The organism is Streptomyces sp. SID11385 (assembly GCF_010548245.1).
GTDB lineage: Bacteria > Actinomycetota > Actinomycetes > Streptomycetales > Streptomycetaceae > Streptomyces.
The window spans coordinates 1-24,423 of record NZ_JAAGLR010000852.1 but is presented as its reverse complement, the minus strand read 5'-3'; the positions used below and the strand labels follow the sequence as shown (position 1 = coordinate 24,423).

The 24,423-nt window shown below is 72.8% G+C and carries 24 protein-coding genes and 3 pseudogenes; 19 read left to right on the top strand and 8 right to left on the bottom strand.

What is annotated here, in order from left to right; genetic code table 11:
- The first annotated feature begins 30 nt into the window (after nt 1-30).
- From G3I42_RS25980 to G3I42_RS25970, 3 genes are all read left to right on the top strand, one after another.
- Nucleotides 31-387 carry a histidine triad nucleotide-binding protein gene (locus G3I42_RS25980; protein ID WP_164289845.1) on the top strand — a complete coding sequence of 119 codons (357 nt, stop codon included), beginning with the start codon at nt 31-33 and terminating at the stop codon, nt 385-387.
- A gap of 9 nt (nt 388-396) precedes the next feature.
- A complete protein-coding gene (locus G3I42_RS25975; protein WP_164289843.1) occupies nt 397-1,302 on the top strand; it encodes a ribonuclease Z in 906 nt (301 codons plus the stop codon).
- A gap of 68 nt (nt 1,303-1,370) precedes the next feature.
- Nucleotides 1,371-2,378: an adenosine deaminase gene (locus tag G3I42_RS25970; protein ID WP_164289841.1), complete on the top strand. Its 1,008-nt coding sequence runs from the start codon at nt 1,371-1,373 to the stop codon at nt 2,376-2,378.
- A 148-nt stretch (nt 2,379-2,526) separates the two neighbouring features.
- On the opposite strand, the gene G3I42_RS25965 is transcribed toward G3I42_RS25970, so the two are convergent.
- The gene (locus G3I42_RS25965) at nt 2,527-3,840 is read right to left on the bottom strand and encodes an MFS transporter (RefSeq protein ID WP_164289838.1); all 1,314 of its coding nucleotides are present in this window, start codon (nt 3,838-3,840) and stop codon (nt 2,527-2,529) included.
- A gap of 734 nt (nt 3,841-4,574) precedes the next feature.
- Here G3I42_RS25965 and G3I42_RS37865 point away from each other — a divergent pair.
- The 3 genes and pseudogenes from G3I42_RS37865 to G3I42_RS25955 all read left to right on the top strand — a co-directional run.
- Nucleotides 4,575-4,967, top strand: a pseudogene (locus tag G3I42_RS37865) (hypothetical protein); the annotation flags it as partial.
- Between the two features lie 153 nt (nt 4,968-5,120).
- Nucleotides 5,121-5,381: a helix-turn-helix domain-containing protein gene (locus G3I42_RS37860; protein ID WP_343244668.1), complete on the top strand. Its 261-nt coding sequence runs from the start codon at nt 5,121-5,123 to the stop codon at nt 5,379-5,381.
- 218 nt (nt 5,382-5,599) lie between these two features.
- The gene (locus tag G3I42_RS25955) at nt 5,600-6,376 is read left to right on the top strand and encodes a glucose 1-dehydrogenase (protein WP_164289834.1); all 777 of its coding nucleotides are present in this window, start codon (nt 5,600-5,602) and stop codon (nt 6,374-6,376) included.
- Between the two features lie 81 nt (nt 6,377-6,457).
- Here G3I42_RS25955 and G3I42_RS25950 read toward each other — a convergent pair whose 3' ends face one another.
- A complete protein-coding gene (locus tag G3I42_RS25950) occupies nt 6,458-7,759 on the bottom strand; it encodes a 6-phospho-beta-glucosidase (protein ID WP_164289832.1) in 1,302 nt (433 codons plus the stop codon).
- Between the two features lie 181 nt (nt 7,760-7,940).
- On the opposite strand from G3I42_RS25950, the pseudogene G3I42_RS25945 reads away from it, so the two are divergent.
- Nucleotides 7,941-8,378, top strand: a pseudogene (locus G3I42_RS25945) (PfkB family carbohydrate kinase); the annotation flags it as partial.
- 143 nt (nt 8,379-8,521) lie between these two features.
- On the opposite strand, the gene G3I42_RS25940 reads toward G3I42_RS25945, so the two are convergent.
- Both G3I42_RS25940 and G3I42_RS25935 read right to left on the bottom strand, forming a co-directional pair.
- Nucleotides 8,522-9,496, bottom strand: a complete 975-nt coding sequence (locus G3I42_RS25940) for a DUF3558 domain-containing protein (protein ID WP_164289830.1) — start codon at nt 9,494-9,496, stop codon at nt 8,522-8,524.
- A gap of 140 nt (nt 9,497-9,636) precedes the next feature.
- Nucleotides 9,637-10,557 carry a hypothetical protein gene (locus tag G3I42_RS25935; protein ID WP_164289828.1) on the bottom strand — a complete coding sequence of 307 codons (921 nt, stop codon included), beginning with the start codon at nt 10,555-10,557 and terminating at the stop codon, nt 9,637-9,639.
- A 329-nt stretch (nt 10,558-10,886) separates the two neighbouring features.
- On the opposite strand from G3I42_RS25935, the gene G3I42_RS25930 reads away from it, so the two are divergent.
- Nucleotides 10,887-12,080, top strand: coding sequence for an RtcB family protein (locus tag G3I42_RS25930; protein WP_164289826.1), 1,194 nt, complete (start codon nt 10,887-10,889; stop codon nt 12,078-12,080).
- Between the two features lie 100 nt (nt 12,081-12,180).
- Here the strand turns inward: G3I42_RS25930 and G3I42_RS25925 are convergent, their stop codons facing one another.
- From G3I42_RS25925 to G3I42_RS25915, 3 genes are all read right to left on the bottom strand, one after another.
- A complete protein-coding gene (locus G3I42_RS25925) occupies nt 12,181-12,381 on the bottom strand; it encodes a hypothetical protein (RefSeq protein ID WP_164289823.1) in 201 nt (66 codons plus the stop codon).
- Nucleotides 12,371-13,132, bottom strand: coding sequence for an SDR family oxidoreductase (locus tag G3I42_RS25920; RefSeq protein WP_164289821.1), 762 nt, complete (start codon nt 13,130-13,132; stop codon nt 12,371-12,373). The genes G3I42_RS25925 and G3I42_RS25920 overlap by 11 nt, the downstream gene beginning before the upstream one ends.
- A 68-nt stretch (nt 13,133-13,200) precedes the next feature.
- On the bottom strand, nt 13,201-13,536 hold the full coding sequence (locus G3I42_RS25915; protein ID WP_164289819.1) for a YnfA family protein: 336 nt from the start codon (nt 13,534-13,536) through the stop codon (nt 13,201-13,203).
- Nucleotides 13,537-13,717: 181 nt separating this feature from the next.
- On the opposite strand from G3I42_RS25915, the gene G3I42_RS25910 reads away from it, so the two are divergent.
- The 5 genes from G3I42_RS25910 (at nt 13,718) to G3I42_RS25890 (ending at nt 17,636) form a co-directional block, all read left to right on the top strand.
- The gene (locus G3I42_RS25910; protein WP_164289817.1) at nt 13,718-14,491 is read left to right on the top strand and encodes a GNAT family N-acetyltransferase; all 774 of its coding nucleotides are present in this window, start codon (nt 13,718-13,720) and stop codon (nt 14,489-14,491) included.
- 226 nt (nt 14,492-14,717) lie between these two features.
- Entirely contained in the window at nt 14,718-15,830 is a 1,113-nt protein-coding gene (locus G3I42_RS25905; protein WP_164289866.1) for an LLM class flavin-dependent oxidoreductase, read from the top strand.
- On the top strand, nt 15,827-16,462 hold the full coding sequence (locus G3I42_RS25900; RefSeq protein WP_164289815.1) for an FMN reductase: 636 nt from the start codon (nt 15,827-15,829) through the stop codon (nt 16,460-16,462). Before G3I42_RS25905 ends, G3I42_RS25900 begins: the two co-directional genes overlap by 4 nt.
- Nucleotides 16,463-16,533: 71 nt before the next feature.
- A complete protein-coding gene (locus G3I42_RS25895; protein WP_164289813.1) occupies nt 16,534-16,992 on the top strand; it encodes a cupin in 459 nt (152 codons plus the stop codon).
- A gap of 68 nt (nt 16,993-17,060) precedes the next feature.
- A complete protein-coding gene (locus G3I42_RS25890; RefSeq protein ID WP_203607348.1) occupies nt 17,061-17,636 on the top strand; it encodes a Uma2 family endonuclease in 576 nt (191 codons plus the stop codon).
- A 42-nt stretch (nt 17,637-17,678) separates the two neighbouring features.
- On the opposite strand, the gene G3I42_RS25885 is transcribed toward G3I42_RS25890, so the two are convergent.
- Complete coding sequence (locus tag G3I42_RS25885; protein ID WP_203607347.1) at nt 17,679-18,245, bottom strand: hypothetical protein; 567 nt, start codon at nt 18,243-18,245, stop codon at nt 17,679-17,681.
- A gap of 333 nt (nt 18,246-18,578) precedes the next feature.
- Here G3I42_RS25885 and hemL point away from each other — a divergent pair, with 333 nt between their 5' ends.
- From hemL to G3I42_RS25855, 6 genes and pseudogenes are all read left to right on the top strand, one after another.
- Nucleotides 18,579-19,901, top strand: a complete 1,323-nt coding sequence (hemL, locus tag G3I42_RS25880) for a glutamate-1-semialdehyde 2,1-aminomutase (protein ID WP_164289811.1) — start codon at nt 18,579-18,581, stop codon at nt 19,899-19,901.
- An 88-nt stretch (nt 19,902-19,989) separates the two neighbouring features.
- Nucleotides 19,990-20,694: a histidine phosphatase family protein gene (locus tag G3I42_RS25875; protein ID WP_164289862.1), complete on the top strand. Its 705-nt coding sequence runs from the start codon at nt 19,990-19,992 to the stop codon at nt 20,692-20,694.
- Between the two features lie 233 nt (nt 20,695-20,927).
- Nucleotides 20,928-21,563: a TlpA disulfide reductase family protein gene (locus G3I42_RS25870; protein ID WP_164289809.1), complete on the top strand. Its 636-nt coding sequence runs from the start codon at nt 20,928-20,930 to the stop codon at nt 21,561-21,563.
- On the top strand, nt 21,563-22,357 hold the full coding sequence (locus G3I42_RS25865) for a cytochrome c biogenesis protein CcdA (RefSeq protein WP_164289807.1): 795 nt from the start codon (nt 21,563-21,565) through the stop codon (nt 22,355-22,357). Before G3I42_RS25870 ends, G3I42_RS25865 begins: the two co-directional genes overlap by 1 nt.
- A 3-nt stretch (nt 22,358-22,360) precedes the next feature.
- A complete protein-coding gene (locus G3I42_RS25860) occupies nt 22,361-24,223 on the top strand; it encodes a cytochrome c biogenesis protein ResB (RefSeq protein ID WP_239096677.1) in 1,863 nt (620 codons plus the stop codon).
- Nucleotides 24,220-24,423: pseudogene (locus tag G3I42_RS25855) on the top strand (c-type cytochrome biogenesis protein CcsB); the annotation flags it as partial. The gene G3I42_RS25860 and the pseudogene G3I42_RS25855, both read left to right, overlap by 4 nt.

Sequence of the window (24,423 nt, the reverse complement as noted above, 5' to 3'; positions counted from 1 at the left end):
CATCGTCGTCCCTTCGGGAGGAGCTCCTTCATGGCTGGTGAGCCGCAGGCGGACTGCTTGTTCTGCAAGATCGTGGCGGGGGAGGTGCCGGCGACCGTCGTGCGGGAGGACGAGCACACGTACGCGTTCCGGGACATAAACCCGCAGGCGCCCACGCACGTGCTCGTCGTGCCCAAGGCGCACTACCCCAACGCCGCCGCGCTCGCCGCCGATCCGGGCCTCAGCGCCGCCCTCCTCGCGGCGGCCGGCGAGGTCGCCACGCAGGAGAAGGTGGACGAGTCCGGGTACCGGATCGTGTTCAACACCGGCGCGGGTGCGGGGCAGACCGTCTTCCACGTGCACGCGCACGTCCTCGGGGGGCGTGGGCTCCAGTGGCCCCCCGGCTAGGGTGGGGCGATGGCAGGGCGTGAGCTGGTCGTTCTCGGGACCGCGAGTCAGTTGCCCACGCGGCGGCGTGGGCACAACGGGTATGTCCTGCGCTGGGACGGGGAGGCGTTCCTCTTCGATCCCGGCGAGGGCACGCAGCGGCAGATGACCCACGCGGGGATCTCCGCGACAGCGCTGCACCGCGTCTGCGTCACCCACTTCCACGGCGACCACTCGCTCGGCCTGGCCGGGGTGATCCAGCGGATCAACCTCGACCGGGTACCGCACCCGGTGTACGCGCACTACCCGGCGAGCGGCGAGGAGTACTTCCGGCGCCTGCGGTACGCGACCGCGTACTACGAGAGCGTCGGAATCACACCCGAACCCGTGCACGGGGAGGGCGTGCTGGTCACGACCCCCGCGTACACGCTGGAGACGCGGCGGCTCAGCCATCCCGTCGAGACCTTCGGCTACCGGCTCACCGAGCCCGACGGGGTGCGGATGCGCCCCGAGGCGCTGGCGGCGCACGGCATCGAGGGGCCGGACGTGGGACGGCTGCGACGCGAGGGCGTGCTGCGCGGGGTACGCCTCGAAGAGGTCAGCGAGGTGCGGCGCGGGCAGCGCTTCGCCTTCGTCATGGACACCCGCATGTGCCGGGGGGCCGAGGAACTCGCCGAGGGCTGCGACCTGCTCGTCATCGAGTCGACCTTCGCCGACGAGGACGCCGCCCTCGCCGACGAACACGGTCACCTCACCGCCGGACAGGCCGCCGCGCTCGCCCGCGACGCGGGGGTACGGCACCTCGTCCTGACGCACTTCTCGCAGCGGTACGAGGACCCCGGCGTCTTCGCGCGCCAGGCCCGCGCGGCGGGATACGAGGGCGGTCTCACCGTGGCCGAGGACTTCGACCGCGTCCCCGTCCCCTCCCGCCGCTGACTCCCGCCCCCTTCGCACCGTGGCCCACGCCACGCCTTGCACGCCTGGGATTCCCGTAGAATTTCCGGATGCCCACTCCTATACCCGTCCCCAAGGCGGAGCTGCACCTTCACATCGAAGGCACCCTCGAACCGGAGCTGGCCTTCGCGCTCGCCGCTCGCAACGGGGTCACGCTCAGCCACGACGACACGCTCGCGCTGCGCAGCGCGTTCGCCTTCCAGGACCTCCAGTCCTTCCTGGACCTCTACTACGAGCTGATGGCGGTGCTGCGCACCGAGCGTGATTTCGAGGAACTCGCCGACGCGTATCTGGAGCGGGCCGCCGCGCAGGGGGTGCGGCACGCCGAGATCTTCTTCGACCCGCAGGCCCACACCTCGCGCGGAGTGCCGTTCAAGACCGTCGTCGAGGGGCTCGGGCGGGCGCTCGACCGGTCGGTGGAGCGGCACGGGGTCAGCACGCGGCTCATCATGTGCTTCCTGCGCGACCAGCCCGTCGCCTCCGCCCTCGCGACGCTCGCCGAGGCCGAGCCCTACCTCGACCGCATCACCGGGGTCGGCCTCGACTCGGCCGAGCTGGGCAACCCGCCCGGCCCGTTCCGCGAGGTGTACGAGCGGGCCGCCGCGCTCGGGCTGCACCGGGTCGCGCACGCGGGCGAGGAGGGCGGTCCCGAGTACGTCACCGAGGCGCTCGACGCGCTCGGCGTGGAGCGCGTCGACCACGGGCGCCGCGTCCTGGAGGACCCCGCGCTCGTCGCGCGGCTCGTGCGCGAGCAGATCCCGCTGACGCTGTGCCCGCTTTCGAACGTACGGCTGCGCGGGATCGACACGATGGAGCAGCACCCGCTGCGGGACATGCTCGACGCGGGCCTGAAGTGCACCGTGAATTCCGACGACCCGTCCTACTTCGGCGGCTACGCGCAGGACAACTTCGACGCCGTCCGCACCGCCCTCGGCCTCACCGAGGACCAGGAACGCGCCCTCGCCCGCAACTCCTTCGAGGCCGCCTTCCTGGAGGACGACGAGGATCTGCGCGCGCGGTACCTCAAGGCCGTCGAGGAACACCGCTTCCAGGGCTGACGCGCAGGGAGCGGAGGCAGACGGGGCGGTACGGGTACGGGGCAGCCTCAGGGCACGGGCCGCCCCGTACCCGTACCACCGGCCCCGCCCCGTACAGCCGCTCCGCCTCGTACGGCCGCCCCCCCGTCAAGCTGCAAGGCCCCGCCCCTCAGCCGCCCACCCGCTCCGGTCCCGCCGCGCCGAAGTCCGCGCGGTCCGGGTCCGCGACTGCCACCGCGATCGAGGTGATTGTCTGTTCGGGGGCGCCGATCCGCGGGATCGTGCCCGAGGGGGCACCGGCGCGGGCCGCGACGAGGGCCGCGCTCGCGCCGCCCCTGCGCCGTACCGCACCCGGCACGAGCGGGCGCCCGCCCGTGTGCAGCGCGACCGCCGTGAGCGGCACGGCGAGCAGGAGCAGCGCCGCCGCGAGGACGAGGCCCATGCCCGTGAAGCCCGCCGACTCGACGAGCAGGCTCCCGGTGAGCGGGCCGCACGCCACCCCGAGCGCGGACGCCGAGCCGACGAGCACCGCCCAGCGCCCGCGCGGGTCGAGCGAGGCCGCGAGGCCGATGAGGTAGGAGAGGACGACCGGGTAGCCGGTGTTCCACAGCACCTCGCCGCCCGCGAAGCTCCCGAGCCCGTGCGCCGAGGCGCTCACCGCGATGCACGCGGCGATCACCACCGTGCCGAGCCCGATCGGCGCCGCGCGTCCGGCCCGTGAGCCGAGCGCTCCCGCGCCGAGCACGCCGAGGAGCCCGCCGCCGAGCGCGACGGCGAAGACCACGCCGACCGCGACCTCGCCGAGCCCCGCCTGCTCCGTGCCGATCCGTCCGCTCACGCCCCACAGCGCGTTCTGGGCGAGCGACCAGCCCGCGACGGAGAGCGCGAGCACGAGTCCGGAGCGGCGGTGGGGGAGCCGCCCGGCCGTCACCGGGAGGGCGTTGTCCGCCGGGCGGGTGTCCACGAGCCCCCGCGTCGCCGGCCACACGAGCAGCGGGACCACCGCGAGCGCGAGCAGCGGGAGGCGGTGGCCCAGGCCGAAGTGGGGGAGCGTCAGGTAGAGGGCCCCGGCGGCCGCCGAGACCGAGAGCAGCCCGGCCGAGGAGGCGCGGTGCGGGTCGCGCAGCGCCGCGATGCCGGAGGCCGCGACGGTCGTCGCCGTGCCGGAGCCGAAGCCGCCGAGCACGACCCCGAGCACGACGAGCGGCAGGAGGCCGCTGAGCGCGGCGAGCCCGTAGCCGAGCGTCGCGAGGAGCAGTCCGGCGCGCGCGACGCGGCGTGCCCCGAAGCGTTCGACGCGCGAGGCGAGCGTGAATCCGGCGCCCGCCGAGCCGAGCAGCAGGGCGCTGCCGACGAGCCCGGCGTGCGCGGGCGCGAGCCCGAGCCCGGAGCCGATGCGCGAGACGACGGTGGGCAGGAGGTAGGAGGCGAGATAGCCGGCCGTGAAGAGGGCGACGAGGGGCCGGGCGGGGCGCGGAGGCACGGGCGGTTCCAGAGCGGGTGCGAAGCGATGGGGGGAGGGCCCTTCCCGCCGGTTCCGGGCAGCGCGAGGCAGCCCGGAAGGGCGGTACGGGAAAGGGATTCGCCACCGAACGCCGGGGCCTCCGAGCCGGTGAAAGGGCCGGTGCCGGGGCTGTGCGACGGGTGCGCGAGGCAATTTGTATCAAGCCGCCTCGTCACCCGAAAAGCCGAGCGGGTGTGAGCTGGGCCACTAAATGTTTAGCAAGAGGGAAGCCGGGTAACCATGCCGGTTCCGTGTCGGTCGGGGAGGTTTCGGAGGGGGCGTCAACTCGTTCTCGGAGTCGGCGAGTTGACGCGTGCGCCCGTAATGCGCCGGTACGGGCCACTCCTCGCGCTGCTCCACCACCCCCGTGCTTCCTCGCGGCGCGACACGCGTGTGCCGATGCGGCGCGACACGCGTGTGCCGGTGCCGTGCCCGGAGGCGGGACGGCATGGGTATTTCGGGGGAAATCGCGGTGTTAGCTTGAAAAGAACGGGGCGAGCGAACAGAGGAGCGGCGGTGAGCGGCGCAGGAACTCTCCCCCGGCACTCCGGCAGCCGTCTCCGTCTCCACGACCCCGGCGCCTTCGGCGAGGCCCTGTCCCGCACGTACTACCCCGGCGACCTGGAGGCGGAGACGGGCGGCGGCTTCGACGCGTCGATCGAGGCGTACGACAGCGGCGGTCTGCTCGTCTCGATCGTGGAGGCCCCGCGCACGAGATCCGCTACCGGCCGCTCGCGCCCGGAGGCGCCGAAGGGCGCGCGGGCGGCGGCGCGGTCAAGGTCGTCCTCCAGCTCGGCGGCGCCACCGTCATCCGGCAGAACGACCGCGAGACCACCGTCGAACCCGGCACGCTCTCCGTCATCGACCCGAGCCGTCCCTACCGTCTCACCACGGAGGGTGCCTACCGCGGTTTCGTCCTCCTGCTGTCGCGCGCCGCCCTCGACCTCGGTACGAGCGAGCTCGCCCGGCTGTCCGCGACCGCGGTGACCCCGCGCGACGGCCTGGCCCGCATCGTCCTGCCGCACCTGACCACCGCGGCGCAGCACATCGACGCCTTCCGGGGCGAGGCGGGCGGACGCCTCGCCCACGGCACCGCCGAACTCGTCGGCACCCTCCTGCGCGCCCGCCTCGGCGAGCCGGGCACCGGGCGCATCGACCCGCGCGCGCTGCGCAGGACCGGCCTGCGCGAAGAGGCGGAGGAGTACGTCCGCACCCACCTCGACGACCCCGGGCTCGGTCCCGAGACGGTCGCCGCGGGAGTGCACGTCTCGACGCGGCAGCTGCACAGCCTCTTCCACGACACCGGCACGACCGTCTCGGCCTTCATCCGGGCCCGCCGCCTCGAAGCCGCCCGCCGCGACCTCGACGACCCCCGCCACGCCCTCACCGTCACGGCGATCGCCGCCCGCAGGGGCTTCGCGGACGGCTCCCACCTCACGCGCGTCTTCAAGGCGGAGTACGGCATCACGCCGACGGATTACCGGGCGCGACGGCGCGGGGACGCGGGCCTCGTCGCGTAGGTCGCGCACGGCACGGGGCCACCGCGCGTCGGACGCCTACGGCCCCGGGCCACCGGCCGCCCGTTCCCCGGCCCACCGCGCCGCCCGTTCCCCAGGCCCCGCGCCGCCCGTTCCCTGCGCTCCCGTCCCGGCCCCCTGCGCTCTCGTCCAAGCCCGTTCCCCGCCCCGCGCGGGAGGCTCGGAGGCGAGCGGGGGACGTGAGTTTCGGAGGGAAGACCGTGTCGGATCTTTTGCAGGGCAAAGTCGCCGTCATCACAGGTGCGGCGAGTGGCAACGGACGCGCGATGGCGATCCGCTTCGCCGAGGAGGGCGCGAAGGCCGTCGTCGTCGCCGACGTACGGGACACGCCGCGCGAGGGCGGCGCCACGACGGTCGAGCTGGTCGAGGAGCTGGGCGCGCGCGCCGTCTTCGTCCGTACCGACATCAGCAAGCGCGCGGACGTGCGGGCGGCCGTCGCCGCCGCCGCCGAGTTCGGCGGGCTCGACGTCTTCGTCAACAACGCCGGGATCGTCCTCTTCGAGGCGGACCCGCTCGCGACCACCGACGAGGACTTCGACAAGATCGTCAACGTCAACCTCAAGGGCACCTGGGTCGGCTCGCAGGAGGCCATCAGGGACTGGACCGAGCGCGGCGTGCCCGGCTCGCTCATCAACGTCTCGTCGATCGGCGGCATCCAGGGCTCGCGCGGCACGCCGCTCTACAGCACCACCAAGGGCGGCATCCGCCTCCTGACGTACGCGCTCGCCGACGCCTACGCCGAGCGCGGCATCCGCGTCAACGCGGTCCACCCCGGCATCGTCGACACCGAGATGCTGCGCAGCAACCTCGCGCCGCTCGCCGACTCCGGCGTGGACCAGATGGCCTCGATCCCGATGCGCCGCCCGGCGCAGCCGCGCGAGATCGCCGACGCGGCCGTCTTCCTCGCGAGCGACCTGTCCAGCTACGCGAGCGGGTCGTCCGTCGTCGTGGACGGCGGGTTCACCAGCTCCATGTGAGCGGACCCCGGCCGGAACGGGGCAGCGGTACGCGGCGGGACGCGCCACCTGACAGGCGCGCCCCGCCGCACCCGTACCGCCTCAGCCGGCCGCCGCCCGCGCCAGAATCCTTTCCGCCACCGCCGGGGAGTCCACCAGCGGGTGGAGGGCCAGCGCGCGCAGCGCCGCCGTGCGGTCCTTGAAGAGCGCCGCCTCGATCGTCGCCCGCTCGACCGCCTTGAGCTGGAGCATCAGCCCGAGTTCGGCCTCGCCGAGCGGGGCGCACGGCAGCGGGTGCGCGCCGTGCGCGTCGACCTCGCACACCGTCTCGATGATCGCGTCCGGCGGGAGCTGGGGCACCGTCGTCCCGTTCCGTACGTTCAGGATCAGCCGCGTGCCGCGCGCGTCGCCCGCGATCGCCCGCATCAGCGCGAGTGCCACCTGGTCGTAGCCGCCGCCCGCCAGGTCCTCCTCGTCGCGCTCCCAGCCGCCGCTCGCCTCGCGGCTCTCCGCCATGTACGTCTCCTCGCGCTCCCGGCGCGTCGCCTCCCACAGCGCGTACGCGCGGGAGGGCTCGCGCGCCGCCGCGGCGAAGAACGCCTCCTGCTGCTCGCGCAGGAACTCCCCGCGCGTCGTCCCCGCCGCGCGCACCGCGGCCAGGGCTTCGCGCCGGAAGTAGTAGTAGTGCAGGTACTCGTTGGGCAGCGAGCCGAGCGCCCGCAGCCAGTCGGCGCCGAAGAGCCGCCCCTCCTCGAAGGACTCCAGCGCCGCACGGTCGGCGAGCAGCGCCGCGAGCAGGTCCGTGCCGTCCGCCGCGCGCAGCGCCCGCAGCCAGCCGAGGTGGTTGAGCCCGACGTAGTCGTACGAGAGCGGTCCGGGCGCCGCCCCGGCCGCCCGCGCCGCGCGGCGCACGAGGCCCACGGGCGAGTCGCAGATCCCGATGACGCGCTCGCCGAGCACCCCCGCCATCGCCTCCGTCACCGTCCCCGCCGGGTTGGTGAAGTTGATGACCCACGCGTCCGGGGCCACCGCCCGCACCCGCTCCGCGATCTCCACCGCGACCGGCACGGTCCGCAGCCCGTACAGGACCCCGCCCGCGCCGACCGTCTCCTGACCGAGCACGCCCTCCGCGAGCGGTACCCGCTCGTCGGCGACACGCCCGGCGGTGCCGCCCACGCGGATCGCGGAGAAGACGAAGTCGGCGCCGCGCAGGGCCTCGTCGAGGTCCCCGGCGGTACGGACGCGGGGGCCGCCGCCGGGCAACTGCTCCAGGACCGCGCGGATCACGCCGAGACGCACCGGGTCGCTGTCGTGGAGCGTCAGCTCCTCGACCTCGCCGCCCGCCAGTGCCCCGTACACGAGCGGCACCCGGAAGCCGCCACCGCCCAGAATCGTCAGCCTCATGATCCGGAACGTACCCCACGGCGCGCGCCGCGCACCCCGCACCCATCGGGCACACTGGCCGCAATCGCACCGACCAGGGGAGGCACGCACCGTGAGCACCGATCCGTACGGAACCGGCCCCGCCACCCCACGCGCCGAGCCCTCCGCCGCCGCCCGCGTCGACCCGGCCGCCGCCGCGCGCATCGACCCGCTCGCCACCGTCCGCGATCCCGCCGGGCCCGTCTGCGACGTCTACCTCACCGGGACCGTCTTCCTCGACATCATCTTCACCGGGCTCGACTCCGCCCCCGTGCGCGGCACGGAGTCCTGGGCGCGCGGCATGGGCTCCAGCCCCGGCGGCGTCGCGAACATGGCGACCGCGCTCGCCCGGCTCGGGCTGCGCACCTCGCTCGCGGCGGCGTTCGGCGACGACCACTACGGCGAGTACTGCTGGGACGCGCTCGCGCAGGGCGAGGGCATCGACCTGACGCCATCGCGGCGTGTCGCGGGCTGGCACTCGCCCGTGACGGTCTCGATGGCGTACGAGGGCGAGCGGACGATGGTCTCGCACGGGCACGACGCGCCGATCCCCGAGCCCGCGCCCGAGAACGTGCCGCCCGCCCGCGCCGCCGTCGCCTCGCACGCGCCCTCGCGCACGGGTTCGCCCATGCGGGAGCGGGGGTGGGGTGTGTCCTGATCGTTACGGCGCGGGGACGCGAAACCCCCGTACCGGCCGGTCCTGGGAGGGGGCCGGGGTACGGGGGTGACGGAGCGTGCGGGGGCTCAGCCCGCCGACTTCTCCGTGTCGGCGTCCTTGCCCGTGTCCTTGTCGCCGGACTTGTCCTGGTCCGCGCCGGCCGACTTCGAGGCGGAGGGGCTCGCGGCCGGGGACTTGGAGGACTTGGCGTCCTTGCCCGACTCGTCCGCGTCCGACTTCTTGTCGTCGTCCTCCTTCGGGGACGCGCTCGCGCCCTTCGAGGCGTCCCCCGAGCCCGTCGCCGCGCCGCCGTTCGCCGTCGCGACGGCCGCGACCGCGTCGCCCGCCGCGCGCTTGGCGTCCTTGAGGAGCTTCGCCGGGTCCGGGTCCTTCTCGCCCGCGAGGCCCGCGCCGTTGTAGTCGAGGGTGAGGACCGCGTTCGCCGTGCGCACGAGCAGCGTCTGCTGCTTGAAGTCCCCCTCCTTCTTCTTCAGCGCGTACGTGACGGCGGTCGCCTCGTCGCCGAGCCCGGTGAGCTTCTCGCTCTTGAGGTCCTTCGCGTCCGCCGTCGCCCGCGTCGCCGTGATCTGCTTGGCGAGGTAGGAGGCGGCGCGCTCGTCGCCCGTGCCGAGAGTCGCGTCCGAGTCGAAGCGGACGAGGGCGAGGCTCAGCCACCGGTACTGGGAACCGTGCACGCCGTTGCTGTCGAGGCTGTTCCAGGAGCAGGTGCCGCGCGCGTTCAGGTCGTCGGAGCTGCCCTGGCTGCCCTTCTTGTCCTTCGCGGCGGGCACGAGCGCCTTGAGGGTCTTGGCGCTGAGCGCCGCGCACGGCTCGGGGAGCTTCGCGTACTTCGCCCGTACGGTCGCCGTGCCGGTGGCGTCGGGGGAAGGGCTCGCGCTCGTCTTCGCGTCCTTGCCGCTCCCGGCGGCGGCCGACTGCTTGGCGTCGTCCTTCGCCGTGCCGCTGTCGCCGTCGTCGGAGGAGCAGCCCGCAGCCACGAGGATCACGGGAACGGCAGCGCAGGCGAGTATGCGGGAGAGGCGCTGTACTGGTCGGTGCATGGTTCCTTCGCTCAGGTCGTGCGACCGGGGCCACGGGGGCCCGGTCGGCAGGTCCGGTGAGTCACCGTACGCCGGACAAAGACCCCCGTACGTCCCGCGCGCCTCCCCGGGCGTCGGCGGGAAACCGCCGCCGCGCGGGCTCACTCCTCGAAGGAGTCCGCGATCCGGCCCGCCAGTTTCCGTGCCTTGTCCTGCATTTCCTTGCTGTCGGCAGGCTGCCGCGGGTCTCCGGGCTGTTGCTTGTAGACGATGCTCACGACGACGTTCGACGTGCGGAACACCACAGTGACGGTGCGGGACGAGCCGCCCGCCGACGCGCTGCCCGGGGAGTCGTTCAGGAAGGCGTCGTTGCCGAGGCCCGAGAGGGTACGGGGGAGGAGTTCGGCGGGAGTCGTGCCGGTATCGCCCGAAACGGAGGCGGAGGGGCTGGTACTGGTGGATTGTCCGCCCTTGCCGGTTTCGCTGTTCCCGGGCGACGGGCTGCCGGAGGGGGAGGCGGAACCCTCGGACGAGGGGGAGCCGCTGATGGAGGGGGAGCCGCTGGTGGACGCGGAGGGGGAGCCGCCGGCGGACGTGGTGGGGGAGCCGCTCGGTGCCGGGTCCGGGATGTGCGCCGCCGTGAGGCGCTTCTCGTACATCTCGCGCGCCCTGTCGTCGTCGCTCTTCGCGGCGTCGTAGGAGACGACCCGCTCCAGGTCGAGCGTGAGCGAGTCGGTGCGGCCCGCGCCGTCGTCGGCCTGCGCGGACTCGGCCTTCCAGGCGCAGCCGACCTTGCGCTCGTTGTCGAAGGTCGGGGCGAGCGTGCCCGCGTAGCCGTCCTCGCGCTCGTCCGCCGGGAGCGCGCGCAGCCCGGGCAGGAGGGAGTCGAGCGTCGCGCGGTCGACGGCCTTGCAGGGCTGCGGGAGGGTGTCGAAGCGCCCGGGGCGCGGGGCCGCCGCCGTCGTGGTGTCGCTCGCGCCGCGCTTGGCGTCCGGGTCCCCGGCGTCCTCGCCGCCCGTGCACCCGGCGAGCGCCACCGCCAGCAGGACCGCGACGCCGGGCGCCCACGCCTTCCCGCGCATTCGTGCAGCTCCCCTCGTCACGACCCGCGCCGCCTCGGGGCGCGTGCGGCGCGCCTGGGAGCGGGGTCTCGTGCCGGTTAATCGGTTGCCGCGGGTATGCGGCCGATGGAGACAATGTGTACCGCACGAGCCGAGGAGCACGCCGGTCGCTTGTCCCTTTTGGTGCCCCTGGCTGCGGTATGTGTGACCGCATTTTTGTGTGAACGAGATGGAGTGCGGACGTAGTTCTGTCCGCTACATGATCATTTTTGCTGATTCCCGGCGTTTCCCGTCGAGGCGTGTTCGTACGCCCTGACGGGTGTCCCTGCCGGGCGTTCCGAGGGGGAACCATGCCGTACACCGAACTGCCCGGAGCCCGCGTACCGATCCGGATGTGGGCCGACCCGTCCGAGGTCGACCCCGGCGCGCTCGACCAGCTCCGCAACACCGCGACGCTCCCGTGGATCGCGGGCCTCGCCGTCATGCCCGACGTGCACTACGGCAAGGGCGCGACCGTCGGCTCGGTGATCGCGATGCGCGACGCGGTGTGCCCGGCGGCGGTCGGCGTGGACATCGGCTGCGGGATGTCCGCCGTCCGCACCTCGCTGACCGCGAACGACCTCCCCGGCGACCTCTCCCACCTGCGCTCGCGCATCGAGCAGGCGATCCCGGTCGGGCGCGGCATGCACGCGTCCCCCGTCGACCCGGGCCGCCTGCACGGCTTCCCGACCGCCGGCTGGGACGACTTCTGGTCCCGCTTCGGCACCGTCGCGGAGGCCGTCCGCTTCCGCCGCGAGCGGGCGGGGCAGCAGATGGGGACGCTCGGCTCGGGCAACCACATGATCGAGTTCTGCCTCGACTCGGAGGACCAGGTGTGGCTCATGCTCCACTCGGGCTCCCGCAACATCGGCAAGGAACTCGCCGAGCACCACATCGGCATCGCGCAGGCCCTCCCGCACAACCAGGGCCTCGTCGACCGCGACCTCGCCGTCTTCCTCGCGCACACGCCGCAGATGGCCGCGTACCGCAACGACCTCTACTGGGCGCAGGAGTACGCGAAGCACAACCGCGCGGTCATGATGGGGCTCTTCAAGGACGTCGTCCGCAAGGAGTTCAAGAAGGCGAAGCCGGTCTTCGAGCAGGAGATCAGCTGCCACCACAACTACGTGGCCGAGGAGCGCTACGAGGACGTGGACCTGCTCGTGACCCGCAAGGGCGCGATCCGGGCGGGCAGCGGCGAGTACGGCATCATCCCGGGCTCGATGGGGACGTCCTCGTACATCGTGAAGGGCCTCGGCAACGAGGCCGCGTTCAACTCCGCCTCGCACGGCGCGGGCCGCCGCATGAGCCGCAACGCGGCGAAGCGGCGCTTCACGCTCAAGGACCTGCAGGAGCAGACGCGCGGCGTCGAGTGCCGCAAGGACGCGGGCGTCATCGACGAGATCCCGGCCGCGTACAAGCCGATCGAGCGGGTCATGGAGCAGCAGCGGGATCTCGTGGAGGTCGTCGCGAAGCTCAAGCAGGTGGTGTGCGTGAAGGGCTGACGGGACGGGGCGCGGCGGTCACGGCGCGGGACGGGGCGCGGCGGTCACGGGGGTGCCGCCGCGCCCGCACCGTCTCGGCCGGAAGCCCGCCCGCACCGTCTCAGCCCGCGTGCTTGATCGCGAGGATCATCACGAAGGCCACGATGTGGATGCCGAAGAGGAAGTAGGCCAGGTACCACCACAGGTACCGCTCGTTGCGCTTCTCCTCGGCGAGCCGGCGCTGGTCGTACTCGTGCTCCAGGCGGGCGAGCGGGTCCGCTCCGAGAGGGTCTTCGGGGGCGCGGCCCGGCTCAGGACTCACGGTGCACCTTCGTGTTGCTGGCCTGGGCGCGGGGCCGTACGACCAGCAGGTCGATGTTCACGTGGCTCGGCCGCGTCACCGCGAAGGCGACCGTGTCCGCGATGTCCTCGGCGGTCAGCGGCTCGGCGACACCCTTGTACACGTTCGCGGCCTTCTGCTCGTCGCCGTGGAAGCGGGTGAGGGCGAAGCCCTCGGTACGGACCATGCCGGGCGCGATCTCGATGACGCGCACCGGGGTCCCGACGATCTCCAGGCGCAGCGTCTCGGCGAGCACGTGCTCGGCGTGCTTCGCCGCGACGTACCCCGCGCCGCCCTCGTACGTGCCGTGCCCGGCCGTCGAGGTGAGCACGACGACGGTGCCGTCGCCGCTCGCGGTGAGCGCGGGGAGCAGGGCCTGCGTCACGTGCAGCGTGCCGAGGACGTTGACCTCGTACATCCGCCGCCACTCGTCCGGGTCGCCGCTCGCGACCGGGTCGGCGCCGAGCGCGCCGCCCGCGTTGTTGACGAGGACGTGCGCCTCGCCGAGCGTGCGGGCGAAGGCGTCCACGGCCGCACGGTCCGTGACGTCCAGCGCGTACGCCTCGGCCTCGTGCCCCGCCTCGCGCAGCTTCGCGGCGAGCGCTTCGACGCGGTCCGCGCGGCGCGCGGTCAGCACGACGCGGAACCCGGCCTCGGCGAGCCGCGCGGCGCTCGCGGCACCGATGCCCCCGCTGGCTCCGGTGACGACGGCGGTACGGGGGACGGCGGTCATGGACGGACTCCTGGGGGCGCGGACGGCTACGGGGCGTTTTCCAGCATAGGCGCGGGGCCCGGCGGGACTCAGTGGCCCCGGGGCGCATACATGATCACGGCCATCCCCGCCAGGCAGATGAGCGCGCCCGTGATGTCGTAGCGGTCGGGGCGGTAGCCGTCCGCGACGACGCCCCAGGCGATCGACCCGGCGACGAAGACGCCGCCGTACGCGGCGAGGATGCGGCCGAACTCGCCGTCGGGCTGGAGCGTGGCCACGAAGCCGTACAGGCCGAGCGCGACGACCCCGGCGCCGATCCAGATCCAGCCCTTGTGCTCGCGCACCCCTTGCCACACGAGCCAGGCCCCACCGATCTCGAAGAGGGCGGCGAAGACGAAGAGGACGAGGGACTTGAAAACGCTCACCCGCTGGATGGTGCCACGCGACGAAACCGCGGCCCCTCCGGGCGTCCGCGAAAACCGGCGCGTAAAAACAGCCCCTCTGGGGGCACCTCCCGGCCGAAGGCTGGGGGAGTTTGAGGAGCGGGGTGTGGGGCGGAGCCCCACGAGGGCCGCCCCGCCGGGAGGCCCCCGTACGCTCTGGTCCGTGCACGACCTCCCCCTCGCCGCGCGTCTCACCCGCTTCCGCGCCTCCGTCTCCCGCCGCCAGGCGCGCCGCGTCGCCGAGGTCCCCGGCGGCCTCGCCGTGTTCGACGACGAGTTCCCCCTCTCGCACGAGCACAACCAGCTCCTCCTCACGGAGCCGAAGCTCGCCCCCGACGACCTGCCCGCGCTCGCCGACGAACTCTTCGCCCACCTCCCGCACCGCCGCCTCGCCCTCCTCGACGGGACTCTCACCGCGGCGTACGGGGACGTCCTGACCCGCGCCGGGTACGCGCGGGAGGAAGAGGTCGTCATGGTCCACGAGGGCCCGGTGCCCGCGCCCGCCGCCTCGGTGCGCGAGGTCGGCGCCGCCGAGCTGTCCGGCCCGTACGGCAGGCAGCTCCGCAGGTGGATGCCCGAGGCCGGGCCCGAGGTGCTCCGCCAGCTCGTCGCGCGCCGCCCGCGCAGGCTCGCCGGAACCGGCGACGTGCGCTTCCTCGCCTCGTACACGGACGGCGGCGAGATCGCCTCCTGGGCCGACCTCTACCTCGACCCCGCCGCCGGGATCGCGCAGACCGAGGACGTCGTGACCGCCGAGGCGCACCTCGGGCACGGCCACGGCGACGCCGTGCTCGCGACCGCCCTGCACCTCGCCGCCGGGGCGGGCTGCGGCGTGCGCTTCCTCGTCGCGGACGCGGCGGACTGGCCGCGCCAGTGGTACGGGCGCCGGGGCCACCGCGTGGTGGGCGCGAGCAGCGGCTTCGTCCGTACGGACTGAGGAGCGACCCCGAGGCGGACCGGGCCCGTACCCCGCCCCGAGAACCCCAGCTCAGCGCCTTCCGCCTGCACCCTCCCGCGCCCTGTGCTGCCCTGGAAGGGGACGGTGCGCGGCGGGTGGAATAGGCCCGCGCCCTTCTCCGTTGTCGCGGACAACACGTATGGTTGAATCCTCAACTAAACGCCCAGTCGAGAGGTGGACGAGACCCATGGGTACGCAGTCCGGTATGCAGTTCGGCATCTTCAGCGTGGGCGACGTCACCACCGACCCCACCAACGGCCGCACCCCGAGCGAGGCCGAGCGGATCAAGGCGATCCTCGCCATCGCGCGGAAGGCGGAGGAGGTCGGGCTCGACGTCTTCGCGACCGGCGAGCACCACAACCCGCCCTTCGTGCCGTCCTCGCCGACGACGATGCTCGGCTACCTCGCGGCGAAGACGGAACGCCTCGTCCTGTCCACCGCCACGACGCTCATCACCACCAATGACCCGGTGAAGATCGCCGAGGACTTCGCGATGCTCCAGCACGTCGCGGACGGCCGCATGGACCTCATGCTCGGGCGCGGCAACACCGGCCCGGTCTACCCGTGGTTCGGCAAGGACATCCGCGAGGGCATCCCGCTCGCGATCGAGAACTACGCCCTGCTGCACAAGCTGTGGCACGAGGACGTCGTGAACTGGGCGGGGAAGTTCCGTACCCCGCTCGAATCCTTCACCTCCACCCCGCGCCCGCTCGACGGCGTCGCGCCCTTCGTGTGGCACGGCTCGATCCGCTCGCCGGAGATCGCCGAGGAGGCCGCGTACTACGGCGACGGCTTCTTCCACAACAACATCTTCTGGCCGATGTCCCACACCAAGCGCATGGTGCGGCTGTACCGCAACCGGTACGCGCACTACGGCCACGGCACCGAGGCGCAGGCGATCGTCGGGCTCGGCGGGCAGGTGTTCATGCGGAAGAACTCGCAGGACGCGGTACGGGAGTTCCGCCCCTACTTCGACAACGCGCCCGTCTACGGGCACGGACCCACGATGGAGGAGTTCACCGCCCAGACCCCGCTCACCGTCGGCTCGCCGCAGCAGGTCATCGAGCGCACGCTCTCCTTCCGCGACGACATCGGCGACTACCAGCGGCAGCTCTTCCTCATGGACCACGCCGGGCTCCCGCTCAAGACGGTCCTCGAACAGCTCGACATCCTCGGCGAGGAGGTCGTCCCCGTCCTGCGCGAGGAGTTCGCCAAGGGCCGCCCGGCGGACGTACCGGACGCGCCGACCCACGCCGCGCGGGTGGCCGCCGAGCAGGCCGCCGAAGGCCGGACCCCGGAAGAAGTGAGTGCCCGATGAAACTCGTCGTCGTCTCGGCCGGACTCAGCGTCCCGTCCTCGACCCGGCTGCTCGCCGACCGCCTCGCCGAGGCGGTCCGCGTCGCCGTCGCCGCGAAGGACCCGGACGAGCCGGTCGAGACCGAGATCATCGAACTGCGCGACCACGCCAAGGACATCGCGAACACCTTCGTGACGGGCTTCCCGCCGCCGCGGCTCGAAGAGGCCCTGGAGCACGTGACGCGCGCGGACGGCCTGGTCGTCGTGACACCGATCTTCTCGGCCTCGTACAGCGGCCTGTTCAAGTCGTTCTTCGACGTGCTCGACCAGGACGCCCTCACCGGCAAACCCGTCCTGATCGCGGCCACGGGCGGCTCCCCGCGCCACTCCCTGGCCCTGGAACACGCCCTGCGCCCCCTCTTCGCGTACCTGCGCGCGGTCGTCGTGCCGACCGGCGTCTACGCGGCCTCGGAGGACTGGGGCGGCGACGGCGCCGGGGACGGCGGCCCGCTCGCGGCCCGGATGGCGCGCGCGGCCGGCGAGCTGGCCTCGCTCACCTGCGGCACGGGCAGCCGCCCCGGTCCGCCGCGCGACGCCTTCGAGGAGGTCGTGCCCTTCGCGGAGCAGCTCGCCCGGCTGCGCGGCGAGGAGTAGCGCGGGCCCGGCGGATACCCGCACGGCGCTCTCGCCGTGCGGGCGGCGCCGCATGGGGTGAGGCTGGTCCCATGGAGCTGATGGAACCGATCTCGCTCGACACCGTCGCGAACGAGCTGCACCTCGAAGCGATGGCGTCCCCCTCGAAGCGCGCCGCCCGCACCCTCCAGGGCGGTACGGGCCACGCCCTGCGCCAGACGGTCATCGCACTGTGCGCGGGCACCGACCTCTCCGACCACGAGGGCCCCGACGAGGCCACCCTCCAGGTCCTCAGGGGCCGCGTGAGGATCACCCGCCCCCAGTCCGACACGCTCGCCGAAGCGGTCGTCGACATGGGCGAGATCCTCCTCGTCCCCCGCACCTTCCACGGCCTGCGCGCGGTCAACGACGCGGTCATCCTCCTGACCGTCTCGATGGCCGAGGCCGCCGACAACGCGCGCCCCCCGGTGGAGGAGTACAGCCCCCCACTGGACTCGGCTCCGCAACCCCCCCTCTCGACCCCGCAGGAGCCGCCGAGCGGGGTGGCGTGAGGGAGCCCTTCGGCAGCGCCGGGCCGCTACCCTTGAACCCCACACCGGGACTTGAAGGGAGGCGGCACATGGCGACAGCTGTTGATCACCGCCCGCAGATGAGCACCGAGGACTTCGAGGAGTTGACGGCGCACACGCCGGAGACGGTCACTCTGGAGTTCCTGGGCGGGAAAATCGGGGTGAAGGCTGTGCCGGACGGCGATCACGACGTCATTGTGATGTGGCTGCTGAGGCGCTGCATCCAGGCACGTCCGGAGCTCGACCTTTTTGTCGAGCGAGGATTGCGTGTCGAGAGCTACCGCGCCGGACGAGCGCGCCCCGACGGCACTCTGGCCCCCGTGGGCCATTTCGCCGGCCACGGGGAGTGGGCCGAGCCGGACGGGGCACTCATGGCCGTCGAGGTCACCTCGCACGACGGCGACACCGATCGCCGGGACCGCACGGAGAAACCGGGTGCCTACGCCGAAGCGGGTATCCCCATTTACCTCCTCATCGACCGCGACTCCTGCGAGTCGGTCGTGCACAGCGAGCCGCAGGCGGGTAAGTACCGCTCCATCCGGTCGTACCCGTTCGGTGCGACCTTCTCGCTGCCGGGCCTGCGCATCGAACTGGAGACGGAGATCCTCAAGGACTACGCGAGCTGATCCGGGCGGGCGCGCACCATGGGGCGCGCCCGCCCCCCGCCCCTACGGCCACACCAAGCAGTACGGCTGGTGTCCCGCCTCGTGCAACCGCTGGCTGAAGTCCTGCCACTCGTGGAGCAGGCGGTAGATGTCGAAGGCGTCGCGGGGGCCGCCTCGGTCGGGGACCGTGGACCAGATGAAGGCGGCGGCGCCCACCGACTCCTCGCCGATGCCGCGCAGCGGGTCGACCGCGGTCATGGGGAGCTTGACCACGGCGTAGTCCGGGTGCAGGACGACGAGTTCGAGCGGCGGGACGCGGTAGAGGGGTATGCCCTGGATGCCGGTGAGGACCATCGCCGCCATCGTCTCCGGCTTGATCTTCGTGAACATCCCGTTCATGCCCAGCTCGTCGCCGCCCAGCTCCTCGGGCCGCATCGAGACCGGGACCCGGGCCGCCGTCGCGCCGTCGGGCGCGCCGAAGTACTTGTAGGTCACCCCCATGCGCCCGCTCCCCCCTGTGGGCACGTCGCGGCGCTCCTCCGTGTCGTCGTCGCGCCGGTGCCGTCCCCGCCTGGCACGCCGAGGACCGAGGTCACCGGTCCCCTCGCCCAGTCCGCCACCGCGTTGCATATGTCCACCCGACTGCCCTCAGCGTCGCACGGCCTCGCCGTACAACCCGATCATCGTGTCGTTGACCTCCCCCGCACCAGCCCGCCGAAACGTGCCCCGCCGGATCGGCCGGATGCCCGCCGGACCCCGCGAGCCCCCGCCGCGTCACGGCCGCCGCCGGTCCCTGGTCAGGAGATCGCACGCGGCTCTGACACCATGGCGGGAGTGAGCTGTTCCGTACGGGCCCCAGTTTCGCAGACGCGCGCGGGGACCGTCCCGAAGCCGGGCCCGCGGAAGCCCCCGGCCCGCGGCACAGCCGCCCCCGCCCCGCCGCCGAGCCCCTGAGAGACCGCCGTGACCCAGCCTTACCCCTACGAAGCCCCCGTCTCGCAGCGCCTCTTCGACCGCGCGCTCCAGGTCACCCCCGGTGGCGTGAACTCGCCGGTGCGGGCCTTCGGCGCGGTCGGCGGCACCCCCCGCTTCATGGCCTCGGGGCAGGGTGCCTGGCTCACCGACGCCGACGGCCGCGCGTACGTCGACCTCGTCTGCTCCTGGGGCCCGATGATCCTCGGCCACGCCCACCCCGAGGTGATCGAGGCCGTACAGGCCGCCGTCGCGCACGGCACCTCCTTCGGCACCCCCGTCGAGGGCGAGGTCGCGCTCGCCGAGGAGATCACCGCCCGCATCGCCCCCGCCGAGCAGGTCCGGCTCGTCTCCTCCGGCACCGAGGCGACGATGTCCGCGATCCGCCTCGCCCGCGGCTTCACGGGCCGCGCCAAGGTCGTGAAGTTCGCCGGCTGCTACCACGGTCACGTGGACGCCCTCCTCGCCGCCGCCGGTTCCGGCCTCGTCACCTTCGGCCTCCCCGACACCCCCGGCGTCACGGGGGCGCAGACCGGCGACACCCTCGTCCTCCCGTACAACGACCTCGAAGCCGTCCGCGCCGCCTTCGCCGCGCACCCCGGCGAGATCGCCTGCGTCATCACCGAGGCGTCCCCCGGCAACATGGGCATCGTCCCGCCCGCGCCCGGTTTCAACGCGGGCCTGAAGGAACTGTGCGAGTCGAACGGCGCGCTGTTCATCTCCGACGAGGTCATGACCGGCTTCCGCACGAGCCGCGCGGGCTGGTACGGCGTCGAGGGCGTCGTACCCGACCTCATGACCTTCGGCAAGGTCATGGGCGGCGGCTTCCCCGCCGCGGCCTTCGGCGGGCGCGCCGACGTCATGGCCCACCTCGCCCCGGTCGGCCCCGTCTACCAGGCCGGCACGCTCTCCGGGAACCCCGTCGCGACCGCCGCCGGGCTCGCCCAGCTCCGCCTCCTCGACCCCGCCGCGTACGAGAAGCTCGACGCCACCTCCGCGCGCCTCCAGGCCCTCGTCACCGAGGCGCTGAGCAAGGAGGGCGTCGCGCACCAGGTGCAGACCGCGTCGAACATGTTCTCCGTCTTCTTCACCGACAAGCCGGTACGGAACTTCGACGACGCCAAGAGCCAGGACTCCTTCCGCTACACCGCGTTCTTCCACGCGATGCTCGCCGAGGGCGTCTACCTGCCGCCCTCCGCCTTCGAGTGCTGGTTCGTCTCCACCGCCCACGACGACCGCGCCCTCGACCACATCGCCGCCGCCCTGCCCGGGGCCGCCCGCGCCGCCGCGCGGGCCACCCCCGAGAATGCGTGAGGACCATGCACACGGCAGCGATCACGGAACCGCCGGCACCGGCACCGGCGGAATCGGCACCAGCGGAAGGCGGGCCCTCGTGGCTTCGGTGAACAACAACGGCGACGACGCGGAGCTGACCGTCGTCCACGTCATGCGGCACGGCGAGGTCGAGAACCCCGAGGGCGTGCTCTACGGGCGCAAGCCCGGCTACCACCTCTCGGCGCTCGGCCGCGAGATGGCCGAACGCGTCGCCGAGCACCTCGCGCCGCGCGACATCACGTACGCCGTCGCCTCGCCGCTGGAGCGCGCCCAGGAGACGGCGACCCCGCTCGCGAAGAGCCACGGGCTCGACCTCGCGACCGACCGCCGCCTCATCGAGGCCGCGAACATCTTCGAGGGCAAGACCTTCGGCGTCGGCGACGGCGCCCTGAAGAACCCGGACAACTGGAAGTACCTCGTCAACCCCTTCAAGCCGTCCTGGGGCGAGCCGTACGTCGACCAGGCGGTACGGATGGTCGCCGCCGTCGAGGCCGCCCGTGACAAGGCGCGCGGGCACGAGGCCGTGTGCGTGAGCCACCAGCTCCCGATCTGGATCCTCCGCAGCTACCTGGAGCGCCGCCGCCTGTGGCACGACCCGCGCAAGCGGCAGTGCACCCTCGCCTCGCTCACGACGCTCACCTACCGGGGCGACCACCTCGTCTCGGTCGGCTACTCGGAACCCGCACTCGACCTCGTCCCCCCGCACCTGCGCGCGGGCGCGAAGCCGGCGAAGGCGGGCGGGACGCAGCAGGGCAAGGCGTTCGGGGCCTGAGGACGGTACGGGGGCAGGGGCAGGGGCAGGGGAGTACGGGAGTACGGGCCGGACGGCCCTTGACGCGGACCGTCCGGCGTCGCCCGCCTGCCGGTGCCGCCCTGCCCCACAGCCCCCGCAAAGCCACCCGACAGCCCCCATTCCGGCACTCCGGAAATACCCCCTGACGTGCGGTTTTCCCCCTCCGAGGGGGGTGTCGAAGATCCCGGGGGGCGACATGCGAAACTTTTCACATGAGTGCTCGTTCCGCCCGGGCCGACCTGGCCCCGCACCGTTCGTCCCGTCGCCGTTCGCGCACCCTCGCGACAGGCGCCGCCGGGGCGGCCGTCGCGGCGCTGCTCCTGTCGGCCTGCGGCTCCGGCAGCTCGGGCGGCTCCGGCGGTACGGGATTCGTCGCGGGCAAGGGCGGCATCGCGACCGTGAAGCCGGGGGACCGCAAGGACGCCCCCGCGCTCACCGGCACCTCGCTGGAGGGCGACGCACTCGACCTCGCCGCCTACAAGGGCAAGATCGTCGTCGTGAACGTATGGGGCTCCTGGTGCGCCCCGTGCCGCGAGGAGGCCCCGTACCTCGCGAAGGTCGCCAAGGAAGAGAAGGCCAAGGGCGTCGAGTTCGTCGGCATCAACACCCGCGACCCCGACCGCAGCCCCGCGAAGGCCTTCGAGAAGCGCTTCGGCGTGGAGTACCCGAGCTTCTACGACCCGAGCGGGAAGCTGATGCTCCGCTTCCCCAAGGGCAGCCTCAACCCGCAGGCGATCCCCTCCACGCTCGTCATCGACCGCGAGGGCCGGATCGCGGCCCGCGCGCTGACGCCGCTCAACTACACGAAGATGCGGAAGATGATCGACCCCCTGCTTGCGGAGAAGTGATGAGCGCGAGCGCGCTCGACCCGGCGGGGCTGCACGCCCTCGCGGCGCTCGGGGACACGAACGAGACGGTGATGAGCGGGGCCCTGCTCCTCGCCGTCCCGGTCGCGGTCATCGGCGGCCTCGTCTCCTTCTTCTCGCCGTGCGTCCTGCCGCTCGTGCCGGGCTACCTGTCGTACGTCACGGGGATCAGCGGCGTCGACATGGCCGAGAAGAAGCGGGGGCGGATGCTCGCCGGGGCCTCGCTCTTCGTGCTGGGGTTCAGCGCGGTGTTCGTCTCGACGGGCGCGCTCTTCGGGTACTTCGGGCAGAACCTCCAGGAGCACAAGTCGCTCATCTCCCACCTGCTGGGTGTGGTGATGATCGTGCTCGGCCTCTTCTTCATGGGACTCATGCCCTGGGTCTCGCAACGCGAGTTCCGCTTCCACCTGCGCCCGACCGCCGGACTGGTGAGCGCGCCCCTCCTCGGGGCCGCCTTCGGAGTGGGCTGGGCCCCCTGCGTCGGCCCCACGCTCACCTCGGCCATCGCGCTGTCCTACAACGAGGCCAGCGCGGGGCGCGGCGCCCTCATCACCTTCGCCTACTGCCTCGGCCTCGGTGTCCCCTTCGTCGTCGCCGCCCTCGTCTTCCGCAAGGCCCTCGGCGCCTTCTCCTGGGTCAAGCTGCACTACCACTGGGTGCTCCGGATCGGCGGCACGATGATGATCGTGACCGGGCTCCTCATGGTCACCGGCATCTGGGACTCCTGGATGCAGCACATGCAGAGCTGGGTCTTGAACTTCCAGACAGGGATCTGAGGAATGAGCACCACCCCCCACGACACCGACACCGACGCCAGGGCCGACGAAGGTCTCGACGCCGCCGGTGCCCAGCTCTCCACCGCCCCCGTCGAGCACGCCGTCCCCGGCTCGTTCGGCGGGATGCGCAAGCCCGGCCTCACGGGGTACGTGGCGTGGCTCGGCCGCGAGGTCACCGGGTGGGTGCGGTGGATGTGGCGCCAGCTCACCTCGATGCGCGTCGCGCTGATCCTGCTCTTCCTGCTCTCGCTCGGCGCCGTGCCCGGCTCGCTCATCCCGCAGCAGGGCACCGACGAGCTGAAGGTCGCCGAGTTCAAGCAGACCCACGACACGCTCGCGCAGGTCTACGAGAAGCTCGGTCTCTTCCACGTCTACAGCTCGGTGTGGTTCTCCGCGATCTACATCCTGCTCTTCGTCTCGCTCATCGGCTGCATCGTCCCGCGCACCTGGCAGTTCGTCGGCCAGCTCCGCGGCCGCCCGCCCCGCGCCCCGCGCCGCCTCGACCGGCTGCCCGCGTACGCGACGTGGCGCACGGAGGCGAGCCCCGAGGAGGTACGGGAGTGGGCGCGCGGTGCGCTGCGGCGGCGCCGCTTCCGTACCGACAGCTACACGACGGGGGACGGCGCGGTCGTCACCGCCGAGAAGGGCTATCTGCGCGAGGCGGGGAACCTGATCTTCCACGTCGCGCTGATCGTCATGCTCGTCGCCTTCGCGAGCGGCTCGCTCCTCAAGTACGAGGGCGGCAAGCTCATCGTCGAGGGCGACGGCTTCGCGAACACGAAGACGCAGTACGACGACTTCAAGAGCGGCAGCCTCTTCACCGACGACGACCTGGACCGGTTCAGCTTCACGCTGGACAAGTTCACCGGCACGTACGAGAAGGAGGGCCCCCAGCGCGGCACGCCCCGCGTCTATCGCGCGGACGTCTCGTACCAGGAGGGCGCGGACGGCGCGGAGCGGCACAAGGCGATCGAGCCGAACCACCCGCTCGTCGTGGACGGCACGAAGGTCTTCCTCAACGGGCACGGCTACGCGCCGCAGTTCACCGTGCGCGACGGCAAGGGCAAGGTCGTCTACAAGGGCGCGGTGGCGATGCTGCCGCAGGACGGCATGGGCACGGCGACCGGCGTGGTGAAGGTCGCGGACGGCTACACGAACGCGAAGGGGAAGCGGGAGCAGCTCGGTTTCGAGGCCCGCTTCCTGCCGACGATCGACCGGACGACGATGACGTCCTCGTTCCCCGGGCTCGACTACCCGGTGCTCGCGCTCAACGCCTGGCACGGCGACCTCGGCATCGACGGCGGCGTCCCACAGAACGTCTACCAGCTCGACACCGCGAAGATGAAGCAGTTCAAGACCGCGGACGGGCAGATCTACGCCAAGCAGCTCATGCCCGGCGAGACGATGAAGCTCCCGAACGGCGCCGGCTCGGTCACGTTCGAGAAGGACGTCAAGGAGTGGGCGAGCTTCCAGATCTCCCACCAGCCCGGCGGCGGGCTCGCCCTCGGCGGCGCCGTCGCGGCGATCCTCGGCCTCGCGGGCTCGCTCTTCATCCAGCGCCGCCGCGTGTGGGCGCGCGCCACGACGGGCGCCGACGGCGTGACCGTCGTGGAGTTCGCCGGTCTCGGGCGCAGCGAGTCGGCGAAGGTGCCCGAGGAACTCGCCGCGCTCGTGGACGCGGTGCACACGAAGGCGCCGGGGCTCGCGGAAGCTCCTGACGCGACGGAAGCTCCTGACGTCACGGAGGCGGAGCCCGTACGGGGCGAGCCCGCACCGGCCGCCGAGGCCGACCCCGTACCCGTACCGGACCAGAAGAACCCGCGGAACCCTCAGAACCCCGCCGACGCCGAAGGGGCGCAGAAGTGAATCTCGCCGCCGGAACCAACGAGACCCTGGCGCACACCAGTAACGTCCTCATCTACTCGGCCATGGCCGTCTACCTGCTCGCGTTCTTCGCGAGCATCCTGGAGTGGATCTTCGGCAGCCGCAGCAAGGTCGGCAGGACCGCCCAGGCGGCGGGCGCCGCGAGCGCGCCCGCCGCGGCGCCCGCCGTCGCGGTCCGCAAG

Coding starts and splice junctions, on each gene's coding strand:
- G3I42_RS25980 (WP_164289845.1), top strand. CDS start 31: ATGGCTGGTGAGCCGCAGGCGGACTGCTTGTTCTGCAAGATCGTGGCG.
- G3I42_RS25975 (WP_164289843.1), top strand. CDS start 397: ATGGCAGGGCGTGAGCTGGTCGTTCTCGGGACCGCGAGTCAGTTGCCC.
- G3I42_RS25970 (WP_164289841.1), top strand. CDS start 1,371: ATGCCCACTCCTATACCCGTCCCCAAGGCGGAGCTGCACCTTCACATC.
- G3I42_RS25950 (WP_164289832.1), bottom strand. CDS start 7,759: ATGAGGCTGACGATTCTGGGCGGTGGCGGCTTCCGGGTGCCGCTCGTG.
- G3I42_RS25940 (WP_164289830.1), bottom strand. CDS start 9,496: ATGCACCGACCAGTACAGCGCCTCTCCCGCATACTCGCCTGCGCTGCC.
- G3I42_RS25935 (WP_164289828.1), bottom strand. CDS start 10,557: ATGCGCGGGAAGGCGTGGGCGCCCGGCGTCGCGGTCCTGCTGGCGGTG.
- G3I42_RS25930 (WP_164289826.1), top strand. CDS start 10,887: ATGCCGTACACCGAACTGCCCGGAGCCCGCGTACCGATCCGGATGTGG.
- G3I42_RS25920 (WP_164289821.1), bottom strand. CDS start 13,132: ATGACCGCCGTCCCCCGTACCGCCGTCGTCACCGGAGCCAGCGGGGGC.
- G3I42_RS25905 (WP_164289866.1), top strand. CDS start 14,718: ATGCAGTTCGGCATCTTCAGCGTGGGCGACGTCACCACCGACCCCACC.
- G3I42_RS25900 (WP_164289815.1), top strand. CDS start 15,827: ATGAAACTCGTCGTCGTCTCGGCCGGACTCAGCGTCCCGTCCTCGACC.
- G3I42_RS25895 (WP_164289813.1), top strand. CDS start 16,534: ATGGAGCTGATGGAACCGATCTCGCTCGACACCGTCGCGAACGAGCTG.
- G3I42_RS25890 (WP_203607348.1), top strand. CDS start 17,061: ATGGCGACAGCTGTTGATCACCGCCCGCAGATGAGCACCGAGGACTTC.
- G3I42_RS25885 (WP_203607347.1), bottom strand. CDS start 18,245: ATGCAACGCGGTGGCGGACTGGGCGAGGGGACCGGTGACCTCGGTCCT.
- G3I42_RS25870 (WP_164289809.1), top strand. CDS start 20,928: ATGAGTGCTCGTTCCGCCCGGGCCGACCTGGCCCCGCACCGTTCGTCC.
- G3I42_RS25865 (WP_164289807.1), top strand. CDS start 21,563: ATGAGCGCGAGCGCGCTCGACCCGGCGGGGCTGCACGCCCTCGCGGCG.
- G3I42_RS25860 (WP_239096677.1), top strand. CDS start 22,361: ATGAGCACCACCCCCCACGACACCGACACCGACGCCAGGGCCGACGAA.